The organism is Microbacterium sp. NPDC080005 (assembly GCF_040702445.1).
Lineage (GTDB): Bacteria > Actinomycetota > Actinomycetes > Actinomycetales > Microbacteriaceae > Microbacterium > Microbacterium oleivorans_D.
This window is the reverse complement of the sequence record NZ_JBFBLD010000002.1, coordinates 1,308,493-1,324,856: the sequence shown is the minus strand read 5'-3', so window position 1 is coordinate 1,324,856 and position 16,364 is coordinate 1,308,493. Positions and strand designations below refer to the sequence as shown.

15 protein-coding genes are annotated in these 16,364 nt (G+C 70.6%); 8 read left to right on the top strand and 7 right to left on the bottom strand.

All coding sequences use genetic code 11. The features are described from left to right. Nucleotides 1-101: 101 nt before the first annotated feature. Nucleotides 102-1,094 carry a right-handed parallel beta-helix repeat-containing protein gene (locus AB0259_RS13175; protein WP_366222974.1) on the bottom strand — a complete coding sequence of 331 codons (993 nt, stop codon included), beginning with the start codon at nucleotides 1,092-1,094 and terminating at the stop codon, nucleotides 102-104. Nucleotides 1,095-1,242: 148 nt separating this feature from the next. On the opposite strand from AB0259_RS13175, the gene AB0259_RS13170 reads away from it, so the two are divergent. Further along, nucleotides 1,243-1,935, top strand: coding sequence for a hypothetical protein (locus tag AB0259_RS13170; RefSeq protein ID WP_366222973.1), 693 nt, complete (start codon nucleotides 1,243-1,245; stop codon nucleotides 1,933-1,935). Between the two features lies 1 nt (nucleotide 1,936). On the opposite strand, the gene glmS is transcribed toward AB0259_RS13170, so the two are convergent. After that, on the bottom strand, nucleotides 1,937-3,787 hold the full coding sequence (gene glmS, locus AB0259_RS13165) for a glutamine--fructose-6-phosphate transaminase (isomerizing) (protein ID WP_366222972.1): 1,851 nt from the start codon (nucleotides 3,785-3,787) through the stop codon (nucleotides 1,937-1,939). A 162-nt stretch (nucleotides 3,788-3,949) separates the two neighbouring features. On the opposite strand from glmS, the gene AB0259_RS13160 reads away from it, so the two are divergent. Continuing rightward, nucleotides 3,950-4,447, top strand: coding sequence for a CAP domain-containing protein (locus AB0259_RS13160; protein WP_366222971.1), 498 nt, complete (start codon nucleotides 3,950-3,952; stop codon nucleotides 4,445-4,447). Nucleotides 4,448-4,524: 77 nt separating this feature from the next. Then, the gene (locus AB0259_RS13155) at nucleotides 4,525-4,992 is read left to right on the top strand and encodes a VanZ family protein (protein WP_366222970.1); all 468 of its coding nucleotides are present in this window, start codon (nucleotides 4,525-4,527) and stop codon (nucleotides 4,990-4,992) included. 1 nt (nucleotide 4,993) lies between these two features. Here AB0259_RS13155 and coaA read toward each other — a convergent pair whose 3' ends face one another. Further along, nucleotides 4,994-5,941 carry a type I pantothenate kinase gene (gene coaA / locus AB0259_RS13150; RefSeq protein ID WP_251581987.1) on the bottom strand — a complete coding sequence of 316 codons (948 nt, stop codon included), beginning with the start codon at nucleotides 5,939-5,941 and terminating at the stop codon, nucleotides 4,994-4,996. A 121-nt stretch (nucleotides 5,942-6,062) separates the two neighbouring features. Between coaA and AB0259_RS13145 the strand changes: the two genes are divergently transcribed. After that, entirely contained in the window at nucleotides 6,063-7,646 is a 1,584-nt protein-coding gene (locus AB0259_RS13145) for a cellulase family glycosylhydrolase (protein WP_366222969.1), read from the top strand. Nucleotides 7,647-7,655: 9 nt separating this feature from the next. Beyond that, nucleotides 7,656-8,600 (top strand): Ppx/GppA family phosphatase, encoded by a 945-nt coding sequence (locus tag AB0259_RS13140; RefSeq protein ID WP_366222968.1) that lies wholly within the window; start codon nucleotides 7,656-7,658, stop codon nucleotides 8,598-8,600. 3 nt (nucleotides 8,601-8,603) lie between these two features. On the opposite strand, the gene AB0259_RS13135 is transcribed toward AB0259_RS13140, so the two are convergent. Beyond that, nucleotides 8,604-9,497, bottom strand: a complete 894-nt coding sequence (locus AB0259_RS13135) for an SDR family oxidoreductase (protein ID WP_366222967.1) — start codon at nucleotides 9,495-9,497, stop codon at nucleotides 8,604-8,606. Between the two features lie 157 nt (nucleotides 9,498-9,654). Here AB0259_RS13135 and AB0259_RS13130 point away from each other — a divergent pair, with 157 nt between their 5' ends. The 3 genes from AB0259_RS13130 (at nucleotide 9,655) to AB0259_RS13120 (ending at nucleotide 12,947) form a co-directional block, all read left to right on the top strand. Then, nucleotides 9,655-11,016 carry an alpha/beta fold hydrolase gene (locus AB0259_RS13130; protein WP_366222966.1) on the top strand — a complete coding sequence of 454 codons (1,362 nt, stop codon included), beginning with the start codon at nucleotides 9,655-9,657 and terminating at the stop codon, nucleotides 11,014-11,016. Further along, complete coding sequence (locus AB0259_RS13125; RefSeq protein ID WP_366222965.1) at nucleotides 11,013-12,584, top strand: GMC family oxidoreductase; 1,572 nt, start codon at nucleotides 11,013-11,015, stop codon at nucleotides 12,582-12,584. The genes AB0259_RS13130 and AB0259_RS13125 overlap by 4 nt, the downstream gene beginning before the upstream one ends. A 219-nt stretch (nucleotides 12,585-12,803) precedes the next feature. Continuing rightward, on the top strand, nucleotides 12,804-12,947 hold the full coding sequence (locus tag AB0259_RS13120; RefSeq protein ID WP_251581976.1) for a hypothetical protein: 144 nt from the start codon (nucleotides 12,804-12,806) through the stop codon (nucleotides 12,945-12,947). A 3-nt stretch (nucleotides 12,948-12,950) separates the two neighbouring features. Here the strand turns inward: AB0259_RS13120 and AB0259_RS13115 are convergent, their stop codons facing one another. The 3 genes from AB0259_RS13115 to AB0259_RS13105 form a co-directional block, all read right to left on the bottom strand. After that, nucleotides 12,951-14,774, bottom strand: a complete 1,824-nt coding sequence (locus AB0259_RS13115; RefSeq protein ID WP_366222964.1) for a hypothetical protein — start codon at nucleotides 14,772-14,774, stop codon at nucleotides 12,951-12,953. 54 nt (nucleotides 14,775-14,828) lie between these two features. After that, nucleotides 14,829-15,980: an acyltransferase gene (locus AB0259_RS13110; protein ID WP_366222963.1), complete on the bottom strand. Its 1,152-nt coding sequence runs from the start codon at nucleotides 15,978-15,980 to the stop codon at nucleotides 14,829-14,831. A 192-nt stretch (nucleotides 15,981-16,172) separates the two neighbouring features. After that, nucleotides 16,173-16,343: a CsbD family protein gene (locus tag AB0259_RS13105; protein WP_366222962.1), complete on the bottom strand. Its 171-nt coding sequence runs from the start codon at nucleotides 16,341-16,343 to the stop codon at nucleotides 16,173-16,175. Nucleotides 16,344-16,364: the final 21 nt, after the last annotated feature.

Here is a 16,364-nt window from a genome sequence, read left to right as displayed (position 1 = left end):
CCACCGCTCGGGGTCGGCGAGCCTCGACCGCCTTTCGGGTCGGCGGTCGGTTGGGGCACAGCGTAGCGGTTCGGCGCTCCTGCGCGCGACAGACGACGCGATCAGGGAGTGCAGGCGAGGCTGGCGCGGACGGCGGCGCCGCCCGCCGTGCGGTTGTCGCAGCGGATGACGGCGCCCTGAGTGCGGGCCGCGCCGACGACGTCGATCGCGTAGGCCTCGGCGGCCGCGTCGATGGTGTTGCCCTCGATCAGGGCGCGCTGTCCCCACCCGTCGGACACCTGCTGCACCTGGATGCCGATGCCCGTCGAGGTCACCCGGTTGTCCACGACCCGCCAGTCGTTGCCCTTCACGTCCACCGCCGAGTCGACCACGGCTGTCGCTGACAGGGTCAGGGTGTTCGCGTCGACGACGCCGTCCGAGCTGCCCTCCTTGATGTCGATCGCCTCCGCCGTCGTGTCCGAGACGGTGTTGCCGATCAGCCGGTTGCGGTCGCTGCGATCGGGTTCGCACCCCGTGTATCGGCACCAGTTGGACTCCGCCGACCCGACATAGAGACCCTCGCCGTACTCGGGGGTGACGGTCCCGGTGCGACGCACGGTCGAGTTCGAGACGGTGCTGTCGGTTGTGCCGGCTCGCAGGTGTATTCCCTCTTCACCGATGTCCTCGACGACGAGACGGTCGAAGACGATGTCGGATGCCGCGTCGGCCACGATCCCCTTCGACGCGCCCGTGACCGCGAAACCCGAGATGCGCCAGTGGGACGCGCTGTCGACGTGCAGGGCGTATCCCGTCGTCGCGTCCCCTCCGTCGATGCGCGCCTGCGGCGATCCGCAGAGGACGATGGGCGCCGCCACCGATCCCGAGGCGCTGATGACGAGCCGGCCCGAGTAGGTGGTGTCCGCCAGGCGCAGCGCGTCGCCGGGCGCGGCCGCGTCGACGGCTCGTTGGAGGTCCTCCATCGACGGGCCCACGACACGCACGGCCGTCGGGCACGCCGGCGCCGACGCTGTCGGAGCCGACGCTGAGCACCCGGCGGCGCCGATCAGCACGAGCAGCGCCGCGGCGACGGTGGGAAGGAGGTGTCGTGCTCGCACTGCCTCATCCCGTCGCGGAGACGCGCGACCGGCGCCTCTCCCGGCAAGTGTAAAGGGGTGACGCGACGCATCGGGATCGCTATCGTGGGCGCACAGCCGCACCATCATTCCGAGTTCTGACATCACCTCACCCGAAGAGGACGTCACGATGAGCACCTCCGCAGAAGGCGCCCACCAGGCCGGATCACCCGAGACCCGACCCGGAGCCCAACCCCAGTACACGCCCGACGACCGCGTCGCGCCAGAGGATCATTCCCTCCTCTGGCCGGACGCGCACCTGCTGGCCGCGCCGCCGCCGGGCTATCAGCCGCTCGAGATGCCCGCGGCGTGGGAGCCTGAGGCGCCGCCCGCACCCGCGCTCGACGACCCACCGCACGCCGGGCCACCGCAGACGGCGTCCCCGCGGCAGCCCGTCGCTCCTCCGTCAGGCGCGACGCCGGCACCGCCCGCGGCGCAGCCGTGGCCGTACGCACCCTACGCACCCTCGCGGCAGCAACCGCCTGCGCCGGAGCCCGAGCCCGAGCCACTGCCACCGGCAGGTCCGGTCCCGGGGTATGTCATCTCGGCGCCCTACGAGGGGTCAGCAGCCCCGAGTGCACCCGCGCCCCCCGCCGCCCCGAGGCGACCGGCGACGCCGCGGAGCTTCCGCGACCTGCGCTACGGTCCGCTCGCGGGAAGGGATTTCGGCTCGATGCAGGAGTTCGCGGTCGCGGCCGTCCTGGAAGCGGGTTACGCCGAGGAGGACGTCGCCCGGCTGTTCCGGTTCGCACCGTGGCAGCTGCGCGCCTGGGTCGACGAGGCGCGCAGCAGCTCCTTCGGGCCGGGCGGCGGCCCGGGCTGACTCACTCGACCGTGACGGACTTCGCGAGATTGCGCGGCTGATCGACGTCGAGACCCTTCGCGGTGGCCAGACCCATCGCGAAGATGTGCAGCGGCACGACCGCGAGCAGCGGCTCGAAGAGGGGACCGGCGAGCGGGATGCGAAGCACCTCGTCGGCGAACGGGAGGACGGCGGCATCCCCTTCCTCGGCGACGGCGATCACGCGAGCGCCACGCGCACGGATCTCCTGGATGTTCGAGACGACCTTCTTGTGCAGCTCGCGCGAGGCTCGCGGCGACGGCACGATGACGAAGACAGCCTGACCGGGCTCGATGAGCGCGATGGGGCCGTGCTTGAGCTCGCCGGCGGCGAATCCCTCCGCGTGGATGTAGGCGAGCTCCTTGAGCTTGAGGGCGCCTTCGAGGGCGATCGGATAGCCGACGTGACGGCCGAGGAAGAGCACGGACTGGGTGTCGCCCATCCACCGGGCGAACTGTTCGATGTGCTCCTGCTCGGTCTCGAGGACACGGGCGATGCCGGCCGGGATGGCCTCGAGCTGCGTGACCGCGTCGCGCGAGACCTCGGGTGACAGCGAGCCGCGCACCCGTCCGATGTGGAGGGCGAGCAGGTACAGCGCGGTGATCTGTGCCACGAACGCCTTGGTCGAGGCGACGGCCACCTCGGGTCCGGCGTGCGTGTAGACGATCGCGTCGGACTCGCGCGGGATCGTCGCACCCTGCGTGTTGCAGATCGACAGCGTCTTCGCGCCCTGCTCACGCGCGTACTTCACGGCCATCAGGGTGTCCATGGTCTCGCCGGACTGGGAGATCGAGACGACGAGGGTGTCGGGACCGATGACGGGGTCGCGGTAGCGGAACTCGTGGGCGAGCTCGACGTCGACGGGCACGCGGGTCCACTGCTCGAGCGCGTACTTGCCGACCATGCCGGCGTAGGCGGCGGTGCCGCAGGCGATGACGATGACGCGGCTGACTCCCGCGAACAGGTCGTCCAGACCGTCGAGCTCGGGGATGACGACGGACCCGTCGTGCAGCCGGCCGCGGAGCGTGTTGGCGACCGCCTCGGGCTCCTCCGAGACCTCCTTCGCCATGAACGACGACCAGCCGCCCTTCTCGGCCGCGGAGGCGTCCCAGACGACCTCGAAGGGCTCGACCTCGACGGTGCCGCCGGCGAAGTCGGTGACCTCGACGCCCTCGGGCGTGATGGCGACGATCTGGTCCTGCCCGATGGCGAGGGCGTTGCGGGTGTGCTCGACGAATGCGGCGACGTCGGAGCCGAGGAAGTTCTCCCCGTGGCCGAGCCCGATGACGAGCGGCGAGTTGCGACGCGCGCCCACGACGAGGCCGGGCTCGTCCCGGTGCATCGCGAGCAGCGTGAACGCTCCTTCGAGTCGGGCGACGACGCCCCGGAAGGCGGCGACGAGATCACGGGATGCCGAGAACTCGCGCCCGAGCAGGACGGCGGCGACCTCGGTGTCGGTCTCGCTGCGGAACGTGTACCCCTCGGCGAGCAGCTCGGCCTTCAGCTCGGCGAAGTTCTCGATGATGCCGTTGTGGATGACGGCGAGCTTGTCGTCGTCGGCGAGGTGCGGGTGCGCGTTCGCGTCGGTCGGGCCGCCGTGCGTGGCCCAGCGGGTGTGACCGATGCCGGTCGTCCCGTCGCCCATGGGGTGTGCGGAGAGGTCGTCGCGCAGCACCTGCAGCTTGCCGGCGCGCTTGCGCATGTCGAGGTCGCCGTCCCGGTCGATGACGGCGATACCGGCGGAGTCGTAGCCGCGGTACTCGAGACGGGCGAGACCCGAGAGGAGGATGGCCTGGCTGTCACGAGGCCCCACGTATCCGACGATTCCACACATGCGCTCCATGCTAGGTGCGGGCGGCTGGGACTCCGCCCCGCCCCGAGCGCCGGGCGCGTCGCCGCCGACAATCGCCTAGGGGTGGTGCCGGAAACATGCGTTTGGTACCTATGAATCTCCGCGTCCCCAGCGCGGCCGTGCCCCCACACGATGGAGTCCCCCATGTCCACATCCCTCCGCGCCCGCCGACGGTCGGCGCTCGCCCTCACCGCCGCCCTCGCGCTCGCCCTCTCGGTCCTGCCCGCCGGCACGGCTTCCGCGGCCGTGTCGACCTCATGCACCGGTACCACCCAGTCCGCCGTGCAGAAGCGGATCCTCGCCGATGTCAACGCCGCTCGGAAGGCGAAGGGGAAGGCCGCCCTGACGCTGAACTCGGCGATGTCGACCGTCGCGGTGAACTGGTCAGGCAAGCAGGCCGCCGCCAACCGGATGAGTCACAACCCGTACTACTCGTCGCAGATCCCGAAGGGGTGGACCCGCGCGGGCGAGAACGTCGCCTTCGGGTACACCCCGCAGAAGGTGACCGCGGCGTGGATGGCTTCGACGGGCCACCGGGCGAACATCCTCGGGTCGTACAACCGCATCGGGATCGGCGTCGCCTGCTCGTCGAAGGGGCTTCCCTTCTACACGCAGGTCTTCGGGTACTACCCGGCTCGCTGAGGCCGGCGGGGCGGGATCGGGCGAGGTCGTAGACTCGCGCACACATCGCAGCGTCGCGCCACCCCCGAGGAGGACCGATGCCCGAAACCCCGCCCCGGCCGCCGTTGCCACCCCGCGTCCCGCCGCGGCCGCCGCTCCCCCGGCGCCGCCTGCGCCCACCGGCATCCGTCCCGGTCCTCGTCCTCACGGGGTATGTGGCGGTGCTGGCGCTCATCGCGTTCTGGCCGACGCCGGTCGACGCCGGTGTCGCGCCGCTCCTCGACGCGCTCTCGCGGCGGCTGCCCGCCATCACCCGGCCCCGGGTCGAGTTCGTCGCCAACGTCGCGCTGTTCGTGCCGTTCGGCGTGCTCCTGCCGCTCCTCCTGCGTCGCTCGCTCGAGCTCGTGCTGCCGATCGCGATCGTCGCGACGGTGGCGATCGAGTGCATGCAGGCGCTGGTGCTCGCGCAGCGCGTGCCGAGCGTCCTGGACATCGTCGCGAACGTGACGGGAGCGTGCGTAGGGATGCTGGGACTCGCCGTCTGGCGACTTTTCCAGCGCCGCTGAGTCAGAGTTTGCGGAGGCGGACCGTCTCGACGGTGTGGTCCGCGGCCTTGCGGAGGACGAGCTTCGCACGGTGACGGGTGGGCTCGACGTTCTCGACCAGGTTGGGGAGGTTGATCTCGTTCCAGTATCCGAGCGCGCGCGTCACGGCCTCGTCGTCGGAGATGTCGGCGAAGACCTTGAAGAACGAGTTCGGGTTGGAGAAGGCCGCCTCGCGGAGGGCGAGGAACCGGTTCACGTACCACTGGGCGATGTGGTCGTGGTCGGCGTCGACGTAGACCGAGAAGTCGAACAGCTCGCTGACGGCGATGTCGTGAGGATTCGGCGCCGGGGCGAGGACGTTGAGCCCTTCGACGATGATGACGTCGGGGCGCCGCACCGTGACCTGGGCGTCGGGGATGATGTCGTATCGCATGTGCGAGTAGTACGGCGCTTTGACCTCGGCCTCGCCGGACTTCACCGCGAGGAGGAACTCGACCAGCGCCCGACGGTCGTACGACTCGGGGAAGCCCTTGCGATCCATGATCCCGCGGCGCTCGAGTTCGGCGTTCGGGTAGAGGAATCCGTCGGTCGTGACGAGTTCGACGCGCGGGGTTCCGGGCCACCGGCTCATCAGTTCGCGCAGCAGTCGGGCCACCGTCGACTTGCCGACGGCCACGGATCCTGCCACCGCGACGATGAACGGCGTCGTGGCATCCGTCTCACCGACGAAATCGGCGGTGTCGGCGCCGAGACGCTTGGTCGCCGAGGCGTACAGCGAGAGCAGCCGGCTGAGGGGGAGGTAGACCTCGCGCACTTCGGTGATGTCGAGACGGTCCCCGATGCCGCGCAGCTGCACGACCTCGGTCTCGGTGAGGGGCTGCTCCATGCCGGCGGCCATCCGCGCCCACTCGGCACGGGGGATCTCGCGGTACAACGAATCGTTCGTCGTCGGCGTCTCGTCGGGGGACATTGCCGCAACTCTAGCCGTGCCGCCGCAGGCCTTTACGCGCGCGCGTGCGCGTCCGCGTGCCGTACCCTGAGATTTGGTGTTCCATCGCGGCGATTCTGCCGCTCTCGACGGGGGTTTTGTCATGTTCCGACGCGTGCTGGCGGTCGCGACCGCGCTGGTGCTCGCCGCATCCCTCGGCATCGCCGGAACACCGACGTCGGCGGATGCCGCCGGACCCGGCTGGTACAAGACCTCGGGCTCGCGCATCGTGAACGCGTCGACAGGGAAGACCGTCACGCTCAAGGCGACGTCGTGGTTCGGGATGGAGACAGAGACGTGCGCTCCGCACGGCCTGTGGTCCATCTCGCTGAAGCAGGGCATGGCGCAAATCGCCGGGATGGGTTTCAACACGATCCGGCTCCCGTTCGCGAACGAGTGCCTCAGCCGCAAGACCGCGACCTCCGTCAACACGGCGATGAACCCGGCGCTCGCCAACAAAACACCCCTGAAGATCATGGATGCCGTCATCGCCACGGCTCGCTCGTACGGTCTGCGCGTGATCCTCGATCGACACCGGCCGGGCACGGACGCGCAGTCCGAGCTCTGGTACACCGACAAGTACTCCGAGAAGCGGTGGATCTCGGACTGGCGGATGCTCGCCGCCCGCTACAAGTCCGACCCGACCGTGATCGGTGTCGACCTCCACAACGAGCCCCGCGGCAACGCGTGCTGGGGGTGCGGTGTGCGCGCGCGTGACTGGCAGGCGGCCGCCGTGCGCGCCGGTAACGCGGTCTTGGACGTCAACCCGAAGCTAATCATCATCGTCGAGGGCGTGCAGTTCGCGCCCGACGGGAGCGCCACCTGGTGGGGCGGCAACCTCCGCGGCGTCGCGAAGAAGCCGGTCACGCTGAAGGTCAAGAACCGCGTCGTCTACTCGCCGCACGAATACCCGTCGTCGATCTCGGATCAGCCGTGGTTCCACACGTCCAACTACCCCGCGAATCTCCCCAGCGTGTGGGAGCGGAACTGGGGCTACATCGCGACGAAGAAGATCGCTCCCGTGTTCGTCGGGGAGTTCGGCACGAAACTCCAGACGACCTCCGACAAGCAGTGGCTCGCGAAGCTGACGGCCTACATGAAGGGCAAGGGGCTCAGCTGGGCCTATTGGTCGTTCAACCCGAACAGCGGCGACACCGGCGGCCTGCTGAAGGATGACTGGTACACGCGCGACAAGGCGAAGCTCGCCGCGCTGAAGCCGATCCTCACGCCGAAGAACGTGCCGTACCCGGCGGCACCCACGCCGGCGCCCCAGCCGTCGCAACCCTCGCAGCCACAACCGCAGCCATCGCAGCCTCAGCCGTCCCAGCCCCCCGCGGTCGGTGGAACGTCGAGCGCCTCGTCGAACGGGGTGTCGGCCACGCTCACCGTGACGAGTGCGTGGCAGGGCAAGTACCAGGTCGGCCTCTCGCTGACCGCGCCGTCCACCGGCAAGGTGCGGGCGTGGACCGCCTCCTGGGCATCTCCGGGAGCGAGCGCGATCGACAACGCGTGGGGCATGTCGTGCTCCGTCGCGGGAGCAGGCTCCTCGTCCGCTCGCGTCACGTGTCGCGGTACCGAGTGGGGCGTCACCAACCTCACCAACGGGGCGCGCGTCGACGTCGGCGTCATCCTGAGCGCGCCGCAGCCGCCCGCGAAGCCGAAGCTGTCGCTCTCCGCCAGCCGCTAGCCTCACATCGTGCGCCTCGGAGTCCTCGACATCGGCTCGAACACCGTCCACCTGCTGGTCGCCGATGTGCACCCCGGCGGTCGCCCGCTGGCAGCGACGAGCAACCGCACCGTCCTGCGGCTGATGCGCTACCTCGAGCCGGACGGGTCGATCAGCGCGGGGGGGGTCGACGCCCTCGTCGCGGCGGTCGTCGAGGCGCGTGCGGTCGCTGAGCGCGAGAACGTCGTCGAGCTCCTCGCGACGGCCACGAGCGCCGTGCGCGAGGCGACCAACGGCGCCAAGGTCATCGCCCGCATCGAGGCCGCGCTGGGACAGGACCTGCAGGTGCTCGGCGGCGAGACCGAGGCGCGCTTCACCTTCCTCGCGGTCCGCCGCTGGTTCGGCTGGTCGGCCGGGCAGATCCTCCTCTTCGACATCGGCGGCGGCTCGCTGGAGCTCGCGGCGGGGCGCGACGAACTGCCCGAGGTCGCGGCATCCGTCCCCCTCGGCGCCGGCCGGATGACCGTCGAGTACCTGCACGACGACCCGCCCGGAGAGGATGCCGTCGAGCGACTGCGCGAGCACGCGAAGGCCACGCTGAAGCCGGTCGTCGCGCTCATGTCGTCGCAGCCCGCGCCGGAGCACGTCGTCGGCTCGTCGAAGGCGATCCGCTCGCTCGCCAAGCTCGTCGGCTACCCCGCGCCGGGCTGGGCGGGTTCCGAGCGCATGGTGCTGCCGCGCGGGGCGCTCGGGTCGTGGATCCCGCGGCTGGCGCGGATTCCGGCATCCGCTCGGCAGGAGCTGCCGGGGATCACCGCGGACCGCACCTTCCAGATCGTCGCGGGCGCGGTCGTGCTGCACACCGCGATGACGGCGCTGCAGGTGGACGAGCTCGAGGTGTCGCCGTGGGCACTGCGCGAGGGTGTGCTGCTGCGCTACATCGAGTCGCTCAGCTGGAACGCTCCGACGGTCTGACCGTCAGGGCGTGACCATGCCGCCGTTGACGTTGAGGGTCTCGCCCGAGACGTAGCTCGACTCCGCCGAGGCGAGGAACACGAATGCCGGCGCGATCTCGGCGGGCTGCCCGGCGCGCTTGTACTCGTTCTCCTCGTCGAAGGCCTGCATCTGCTGGTCCGAGACCCCGTCGCTGACCTGCAGGGCGGACCACACGGGACCGGGCGCGACGACGTTGACCCGGATGCCGCGGGGCGCCAGCTGCTGCGCGAGACCCTTGGAGAGGTTGTTGATCGCCGCCTTGGTCGCCGCGTAGTCCAGGCGGTCGGGAGCGGGCTTGTAGGCCTCGAGCGACGCCGTGCTGATGATGGATGCCCCGGGAGGCATGTGGACGAGGGCGGCCTTCACGATCCAGAAGAAGGCGAAGACGTTGGTCTCGAACGTCGCGCTGAACTGCTCGTCGGAGAGGTCTTCGACACGCTCGACCGCGACCTGCTTGCCCGCGTTGCTCACCAGGATGTCGATGCCACCCAGGAACTCCGCCGCCTCTGCGACGAGCTCACGGCACTGCTGACGGTCGCTGATGTCCGCGACGATGGCGTGGCCCCGCACGCCGGCGTCGGCGATGACCTGCAGCACGTGGTCGGCGTCCTCCTGCTCGTCGGGCAGATGCACGATGACGACGTCGGCGCCCTCCCGCGCGAACGCGATCGCCGCCGCGGCGCCGATGCCGGAGTCCCCGCCCGTGACGAGCGCCTTGCGCCCCCGCAGACGCTCAGACCCGCGGTACGTCGACTCTCCGAGGTCGGGCACGGGCGTCATGCGCGCCTGCACGCCCGGCTCGGGCTGGTGCTGCAGGGGCGGCTCGACGCGGGCGTACCGGGTGACGGGGTTGTCGAACGTGTACTGATCGGTCATCGCGCCACCGTAGGCCGGGATGCGGCATCCGCTCGCCCCCTTGCCAGCGGCGGCCCGCAGTGGCAGTGGGCTGCGTGACGCGCGCCGAGATGATCGCAGGTGCCTGCCCGGGGCGCAAGTGTTCTGTCGAGATCCGGCGCGTTTCTAGAGTTATCGCGTGCCGAGCGACCCGTCCCCCACCCACGAGTGCACCGTCTTCTTCCTGCCCGGATTGGGATTGGATGCTGCCGCTGCCGACCCGATCGTCGCCGCCGCCCACCCGCGGCTGCGCATCGTGGGCATCGACCTTCTGGACCGCGGCCGGGCGGCATCCGTCGATGACCTCGCCGACACCGCGCTCGAGCGGATCGTCGCCGAAGCCGACGGCGGGCCTTTCCTCGTCTGCGGACACAGCCTCGGCGGCAAAGTCGCGGCGCGCGTCATAGCGCGGGTGCTCTCGGGCACCGAGCCGCTGTTCGGTCTCGCGGGCGCGGTGCTGCTCGCTCCCTCTCCTCCGAAGCCCGAGCCGATGGCCGACGACAAGCGCGGCGAGATGCTCGCAACCGCGCAGGGCGAGCACCTGTCGCGAGAGGATGCCGCCTCCTTCATCGCCGCGAACGTCGCCGCCCCGCTTCCCGGTGAGCTGCACGAGTCCGCGGTCGACGCGGTCGTCCGACAGCCTGCATCCGCGTGGCGGGACTGGCTCACCTCGGGCAGCCTGGAGGACGCCACCGGACTGATCGGAGTCCTCGACCTGCCCGTCGTCGTCCTCGCCGGTGAGGACGACGACGCGCTCGGCGCGGACGCGCAGCCTGCACTGGTCGCCGACGTCTACCCCCGCGCCCGTGTCGAGCGGATGCCGAGTGTCGGTCACCTGGTGCCGTACGAGGCTCCCGAGCGGGTCGCGGCGGCGCTGGCCGAGCTGTGGGACGCGATTCGCACCTCAGCCCCGACGATCCCCGCGGAGTGGGGACGTGTGCTCGGGTCGACCCGCGTGGACGTCGCGGTGCGGCGCACTCTCGCGCACCGCGCGATCGCGGACGACCCGCGTCGCGTGCCGCGCGCGCTCACCGACGCGCAGGTGGCGACCCTGCGGCAGCTGGCCGCGCGGATCGTGCCGCAGCACGGGGCCCCGATCGACCTCGCCGCGCGCATCGACGACATGCTCGCCGACGGCGGCGGGGACGGCTGGCGGCCCGCGGGCTCCCCCGATGACACGATCGCCTACGCGCGCGGGCTGGACGCGGTAGCCCAGGTCTGGCCGGAGGATGCCGCGGAGCAGCGCGCGCTGATCACGCGTCTCATCACCGACGGGATGCCCGCTGCCGGTCTGCCGGCCGACGGCATCCGCTCCTGGTTCGAGGACGCACGCAACGACCTGCTGCGCATGTGGCTGTCGCACCCGGCGTCGCTGGCACGGATCGGGTTCGACGGCTTCGCGGTCGGGGGGACGGGCGAGCGCCCCGTGGGGTGGACCGTGATCTCCGGCGGTGCACGCGAGTCGTGGGAGCCGGCCGAGCTCGGGGAAGGTGCAGCATGAGCGGCGACGGTCGCCGGGTGACGGATGCCCCCGGGATGCGGCGCTTCGACCTGGACGAGGTCGTCGACGTCGTCGTGGTCGGTACGGGGGCGGGCGGCGCTCCCCTGCTCGCACGTCTTGCCGCGGCGGGGCTGCGCGTCGTGGCGCTCGAAGCGGGCCCGGACTTCGCGCCGAGCGAGTTCACGCCCGACGAGCTCGAGTCCACGAAGATCAACTGGATGTCCGAGCGCCTCAGCGGCGGAGCGGATCCGACCGCGTTCGGGCCGAACAACAGCGGGTACGGCGTCGGCGGCAGCACCCTGCACTGGGGCGCGTTCACGCCGCGTCCGGATGCCCGCGACCTGCGGCTGCGCAGCGACACGGGCGAGGGCCGCGACTGGCCGATCGACCACGCCGAGCTGATCCGCTACATCGAGCGCGTCGAGTCCGACATCGGCGTGAGCGGTCCCGCGCACTATCCCTGGGACCCGTCGCGCCGCTACGCGTACCCGCCGGTCCGTCGGAACGGCTCATCGGACGTGATGATCCGCGGCTGCGAGGCGCTCGGCATCACCGCGACCGACGGCCCCGCCGCGATCCTCACCCACGACCGCGACCAGCCGCACTACGGCCTGCGGCCCGCGACGCTCGACAACGGCGACATCCACCAGGGCGACCGGTTCGGCGCGAAAGCGACGACCGCGAACACCTACCTGCCCGCCGCCGTCGCAGCCGGCGCCGAGGTGCGCCCGGACTCGTTCGTGCACGGGATCGAACGGGATGCCGCCGGCCGGGTGACAGCCGTGGTGTACCGCGCGGGCGGGGTCGACGTGCGCCAGCGATGCGCGGCGCTCGTGCTCGCCGCGGGTGGCGTCGAGACGCCGCGGCTGCTGCTGCACACGGATATCGCGAACGCGAACGGTGTGGTGGGCCGGGGATTCATGGCGCACGGCGGCGTGCAGGTGTGGGGTCGGTTCGACCAACCGATCCGCGGATATCGCGGCTACCCGTCGTCGATCATCAGCGAGGACTTCGTGCGGCCCGAGGACGCGGACTTCATCGGCGGATACCTCCTGCAGAGCCTCGGCGTGATGCCGTTGAACTTCGGCACGCAGCTCGTGCGCGGTGCTGGCCTGTGGGGCGAGGACCTGATGTCGGCTATGAACGAGTACCCGTTCAGCGCGGGCGTCGGCATGAACGGCGAGTGCCTGCCCGACAACCGCAACGCCCTGACGCTCAGCGACGAACTCGCCGAGGACGGGATGCCGCGGGCCGAGATCACGTTCTCGCAGGGTGACAACGAGCGGGCCATCGACCGGCACGGTGTGGCCGTCATGGAGCGCATCCTGCGCGCCGCGGGCGCACGCAACACGCGGGTCACGCAGCGCTCGTGCCACACTCTCGGGACCGCGCGCATGAGCGACGATCCGGAAGACGGCGTCGTCGACGCATCCGGTCGGTCCCACGAGGTCGAGAACCTCTGGATCTGCGACAACTCCACCTTCCCGAGCGCTCTGACCGCGAATCCGGCCCTCACGCAAATGGCCCTGTCGCTGCGCACCGCCGACCTCATGCTCGCGGGGCGCTGAGGCGCTCCTCCGGCACCGCCGCGTTCGCGGATGCAATGGATCTGCCCCGACACGCCACTGTCCGACCCACGGATGCCGGGTGTCGCCCGGCATCCGTTGCATCCGCGAACAGCGACCCGACGCCCCCGCCGCTGCGCAACGACCCCGACACACGGCTGCGCTAGCCTGACCGCAGATCCTCGTCAACGGCGACGAAACACCGTCCTGGGGGAGGAACTCATGTCTGCTCGCTCGTCGACCCGTCGCCGTCGCAAGCGTTCCGCGCCGAAGCCGCCGGGACTGCCGTGGTGGGCCTACGTCGCGCTGGTCGTGGTCGCACTCGGCGCCATCGCACTGGTCGTCGCGGCGCTCATGGAGTACTGACCCTCAGCCGGCACTCGACGTTCGCGGCGCCCACCAGTGCCGTCGCGTCGCAGGGGCCGCCGCAATCGCGGCTTCGGGGCTGAGCGGCACCGGCACCTCGAGCACGACGGTGTCGTCGCGCTGATAGATCCTCGACCCGGCCCCCAGCACGTCGATCCCGCGCAGCTCGGGTCCCACGGCAGGTACGCGGTCGAGCACTCCGCGCGACCACGTGCGGACGAGGAGCGCGCCGTCGACGACGTCGATCGAGAGCCACACGTCCTTCGCCTCGGAGTGCTTGATCGCGTTGACGAACCCCTCGTTGACGACGGTCGCCACCCGGCGTGACAGCGCGGGCTCCTGCAGCGCGTCGGTCGCCTCCGCCGAGATCTCGCTCGACACCCCGAGCACCGTGCGCCAGGTGGCAAGGAGCTCGAAGAGGTCCTCGTGGGCGCTCTGCAGCGTTCCCTCGAGCGCGACCGAGTCGGCTTCGGCGATGAACGCCAGGATCGAGTCGAAGGCGGCATCGGTCTCTCGCCGGAAGGCCTCGATGTCCTCCGGGGTCAGTTCCCACTCGTCGGCCGCCGCCGCGAGCAGGACGCATCTGCCCTGCACGCGCCCGTGGAGCACGTGCGCCGCATTCCGCAGCGGGCGGCGGGCCGACGCGGTCTTCGCGGTCAGCGTCCGCGCCACGAGGCTCAGCACCGCTTCGAGACGGTGGGCGGTGTCGGCGGCGCGGGCGATGGCGTCGGTGCACGCGGCCAACGCGATCGCGACGAGCGGCAACGAGATGAGCGGCACGAACCGGGTGGGATCATCCGGTCCGAGGATGACCCAGGCCACGACGGTCATCCCGACCCCGGCGGCGAGCCACACGGCGACGACGATCCGTCCGCGACGCGCCGGCGCCTTCCTGCGTGACAGCCAGCGGATGATCGCGTCGCCAGCCAGCGTCACCGGCGCGCCAGCGAGTATCGCGGCGACCGCCGCCCACGGTCCGTTCGACTGGAAGGCGTAGGGCACGGCGCCGACGAGGAAGACGAACCCGGTGAGCAGATACGGCGCCGGGCGGAGCATCGTCAGCGGCGAGCGCGACGTGGTGTCTATCCTGTGCTCGCCCGTGTCACCCTCGACGGCGCGCAGGTCGAGTCCGGCGCGTTCCTCGAGGCGGTGGCTGGCGGTGCGCACCTCGTCGGCGTAGTCCCGGACAGCGGTGAAGTCGATCGTCCCGCTGAGCATCTCGTCGCGCCGGCGGCGCAGTCGTGAGATGAGCGGCGCCAGCTCGGCCCGGTTCTCGGACTCGAACCGTGCGAGCCGGCGTCGCCCGGTGGTCAGTGCCGCGATCGCGTCGGTGAGCCGCCTGCGCGAACCTCGGGTCAGCTCGATGGAGCGCACGGTCATCGCGATGATCGAGAGGCCCGCGAGCCATACGAACATGTTCGACACGACGCGCGCCGCCAGTGCCTCGAAGTCGGGGGCGACGTCGTAGAGCCCGACGTAGATGGCCTCGTTGACGAACGGGCGGATGCCGGCGGCGAGGGCGACCGCCGCGAGGACGAGGATGCCGCGGTGCGACGGGCGACGCAGACGTCGCTCGGCGAGCGCGACAGGAACGAGAAGCAGCGCGAGCGCTGCCCACCCGAGGAAGCCGACGAACATCACGTGGGCGAATCCGACGACGTCGCCGACGTGTTGGAACGGGGCCATGACGGTGACCGAGATCAGGATGCTGATCCACAGCGCAGCGGGCGAGAAGAAGGCACCACTGGTCACGGCATCCCACCACACGTGAGCGCCGAGACCGATGCGTCGCCGAACGGCGGCGGGTGCGGGATCTCCCCCGGCCATGTTTCGTCTTTCCCCGGTGGGCCCGGGCTGGCCCGGCGCCAGTCTAGCGAGGGGTCAGGCGCGATGTGCGTGCACGTCGGGGGCGATCGGCGCGTGCGGCTGCGGCCGCTTCTTCGTCCGCGCGCGGACGGCGTCGCCGACGCGGCGCGACAGCTTGTGGCTGGGGATCTCGACGATCTTGAAGAACACCCACGACAGCGGGATCGACAGCACGATGCTCGCGAGCGCGGCGATGCGGAGGTTCTGGTCGCCGAACAGGTGCGCCATGGAGATGACGACCGGCTCGTGGACGAGGTACAGGCTGAATGAGATGAGCCCGAACCACTGCATGACGCGGCTCTCGAGGAAGCGCCGGAAGATCGGCACGACGATGGCGGCGATCACGGCGACCACGGCGCCGATCGTGGTGACCGCGTCGAACGGCTTGACGAGGAACCGGAGGGACTCGAACGGCCGGATGAGCCACGGGGAGACGAGCAGGATCGGTGCGACGAGCAGGAGGAGGGCCTGCGTGCCCCGGCTCGGCCTCCACTCCCGGATGGTCGGCAGCCAGGTGGCGATCACGACGCCGATGAGGAACATCGGCAGATAGACGAGGGCCCGGTTGCCGAGGGATGCCGAGACGCCGATGCCCACGATCGCGGCGATCGCGAGGATCCAGTTGTAGCGGGCGAACCGGACGCCGAGGAACACGAAGACCGGCAGCAGGAACGAGAACGCGATCTCCCACTGGAGCGACCACAGCGGGCTGACGAGGTCCCCGGTGCCGAAAAGGAGGGTCGCATCGCCCCAGATCGCCTCGGGGCTCACGGGCTTGCTCGTGATGTCGAGCCAGGCGCTCTCCATGCCGCGGTCGCGCGGGATGATCAGCACCCATCCGAGGTAGACGATGATCGCCGCCCACACCGGAAGGTAGAGGCGCAGCAGTCGCTGCGGGTAGTAGCCGACCCAGGAGAAGTCGCGGCCCTGTTTCAGGACGGGCAGCGTGAGAACGACACCGCTCAGGACGAAGAAGATGAAGACGGCGCCCGCGCCGTCCCAGAAGATGTGCAGAGGCGTGTAGGCGAGCAGCTCGGGAAGACCGTTCTCGGCGCGGCCCTCGAGATAGGGCTCCGCGAACAGCGGGAACGTCAGCATGATGTGGTGCACCAGGACGATGAGCGCGGCGAGACCGCGCAGACCGTCGAGCGATGTCAGCCGTTTCATGGATCTCCCGAAGCGTCCGCCGACGGCCGTGGAGAGGGGGGATCACGCGTCACGTCGGGGGAAAACGTCGAGTGAAGTGTACGTGAACGGGTGCGGCGGGCCCCGGCATCCGTCTGTGAGTCATCGGATCGAGGCGGCAGGGAACGACGAACGCCCGGGTCCGTGACGGGCCCGGGCGTTCGGTGGAAAGGCTTACTTGAACGCGTCCTTCACGTTCTCGCCGGCCTTCTTGAGGTTGGCCTCGGTCTGGTCCTGGTGGCCTTCGGCTTCGAGTCGCTCGTTGTCGCTCGCCTTGCCGGCAGCTTCCTTGCCCTGACCCGTGAGGTCCTGAGCGGCGTTCTTGATCTTGTCGTCGAGTCCCATGATCTGGTCCTTCCGTCGATC

Bases quoted from the DNA above. Each gene is read 5' to 3' on its own strand.
- AB0259_RS13145 (WP_366222969.1), top strand. From the start codon at position 6,063: ATGTTCCGACGCGTGCTGGCGGTCGCGACCGCGCTGGTGCTCGCCGCA.
- AB0259_RS13125 (WP_366222965.1), top strand. From the start codon at position 11,013: ATGAGCGGCGACGGTCGCCGGGTGACGGATGCCCCCGGGATGCGGCGC.
- AB0259_RS13160 (WP_366222971.1), top strand. From the start codon at position 3,950: ATGTCCACATCCCTCCGCGCCCGCCGACGGTCGGCGCTCGCCCTCACC.
- AB0259_RS13170 (WP_366222973.1), top strand. From the start codon at position 1,243: ATGAGCACCTCCGCAGAAGGCGCCCACCAGGCCGGATCACCCGAGACC.
- AB0259_RS13135 (WP_366222967.1), bottom strand. From the start codon at position 9,497: ATGACCGATCAGTACACGTTCGACAACCCCGTCACCCGGTACGCCCGC.
- glmS (WP_366222972.1), bottom strand. From the start codon at position 3,787: ATGTGTGGAATCGTCGGATACGTGGGGCCTCGTGACAGCCAGGCCATC.
- AB0259_RS13155 (WP_366222970.1), top strand. From the start codon at position 4,525: ATGCCCGAAACCCCGCCCCGGCCGCCGTTGCCACCCCGCGTCCCGCCG.
- AB0259_RS13115 (WP_366222964.1), bottom strand. From the start codon at position 14,774: ATGGCCGGGGGAGATCCCGCACCCGCCGCCGTTCGGCGACGCATCGGT.
- coaA (WP_251581987.1), bottom strand. From the start codon at position 5,941: ATGTCCCCCGACGAGACGCCGACGACGAACGATTCGTTGTACCGCGAG.
- AB0259_RS13105 (WP_366222962.1), bottom strand. From the start codon at position 16,343: ATGGGACTCGACGACAAGATCAAGAACGCCGCTCAGGACCTCACGGGT.
- AB0259_RS13110 (WP_366222963.1), bottom strand. From the start codon at position 15,980: ATGAAACGGCTGACATCGCTCGACGGTCTGCGCGGTCTCGCCGCGCTC.
- AB0259_RS13120 (WP_251581976.1), top strand. From the start codon at position 12,804: ATGTCTGCTCGCTCGTCGACCCGTCGCCGTCGCAAGCGTTCCGCGCCG.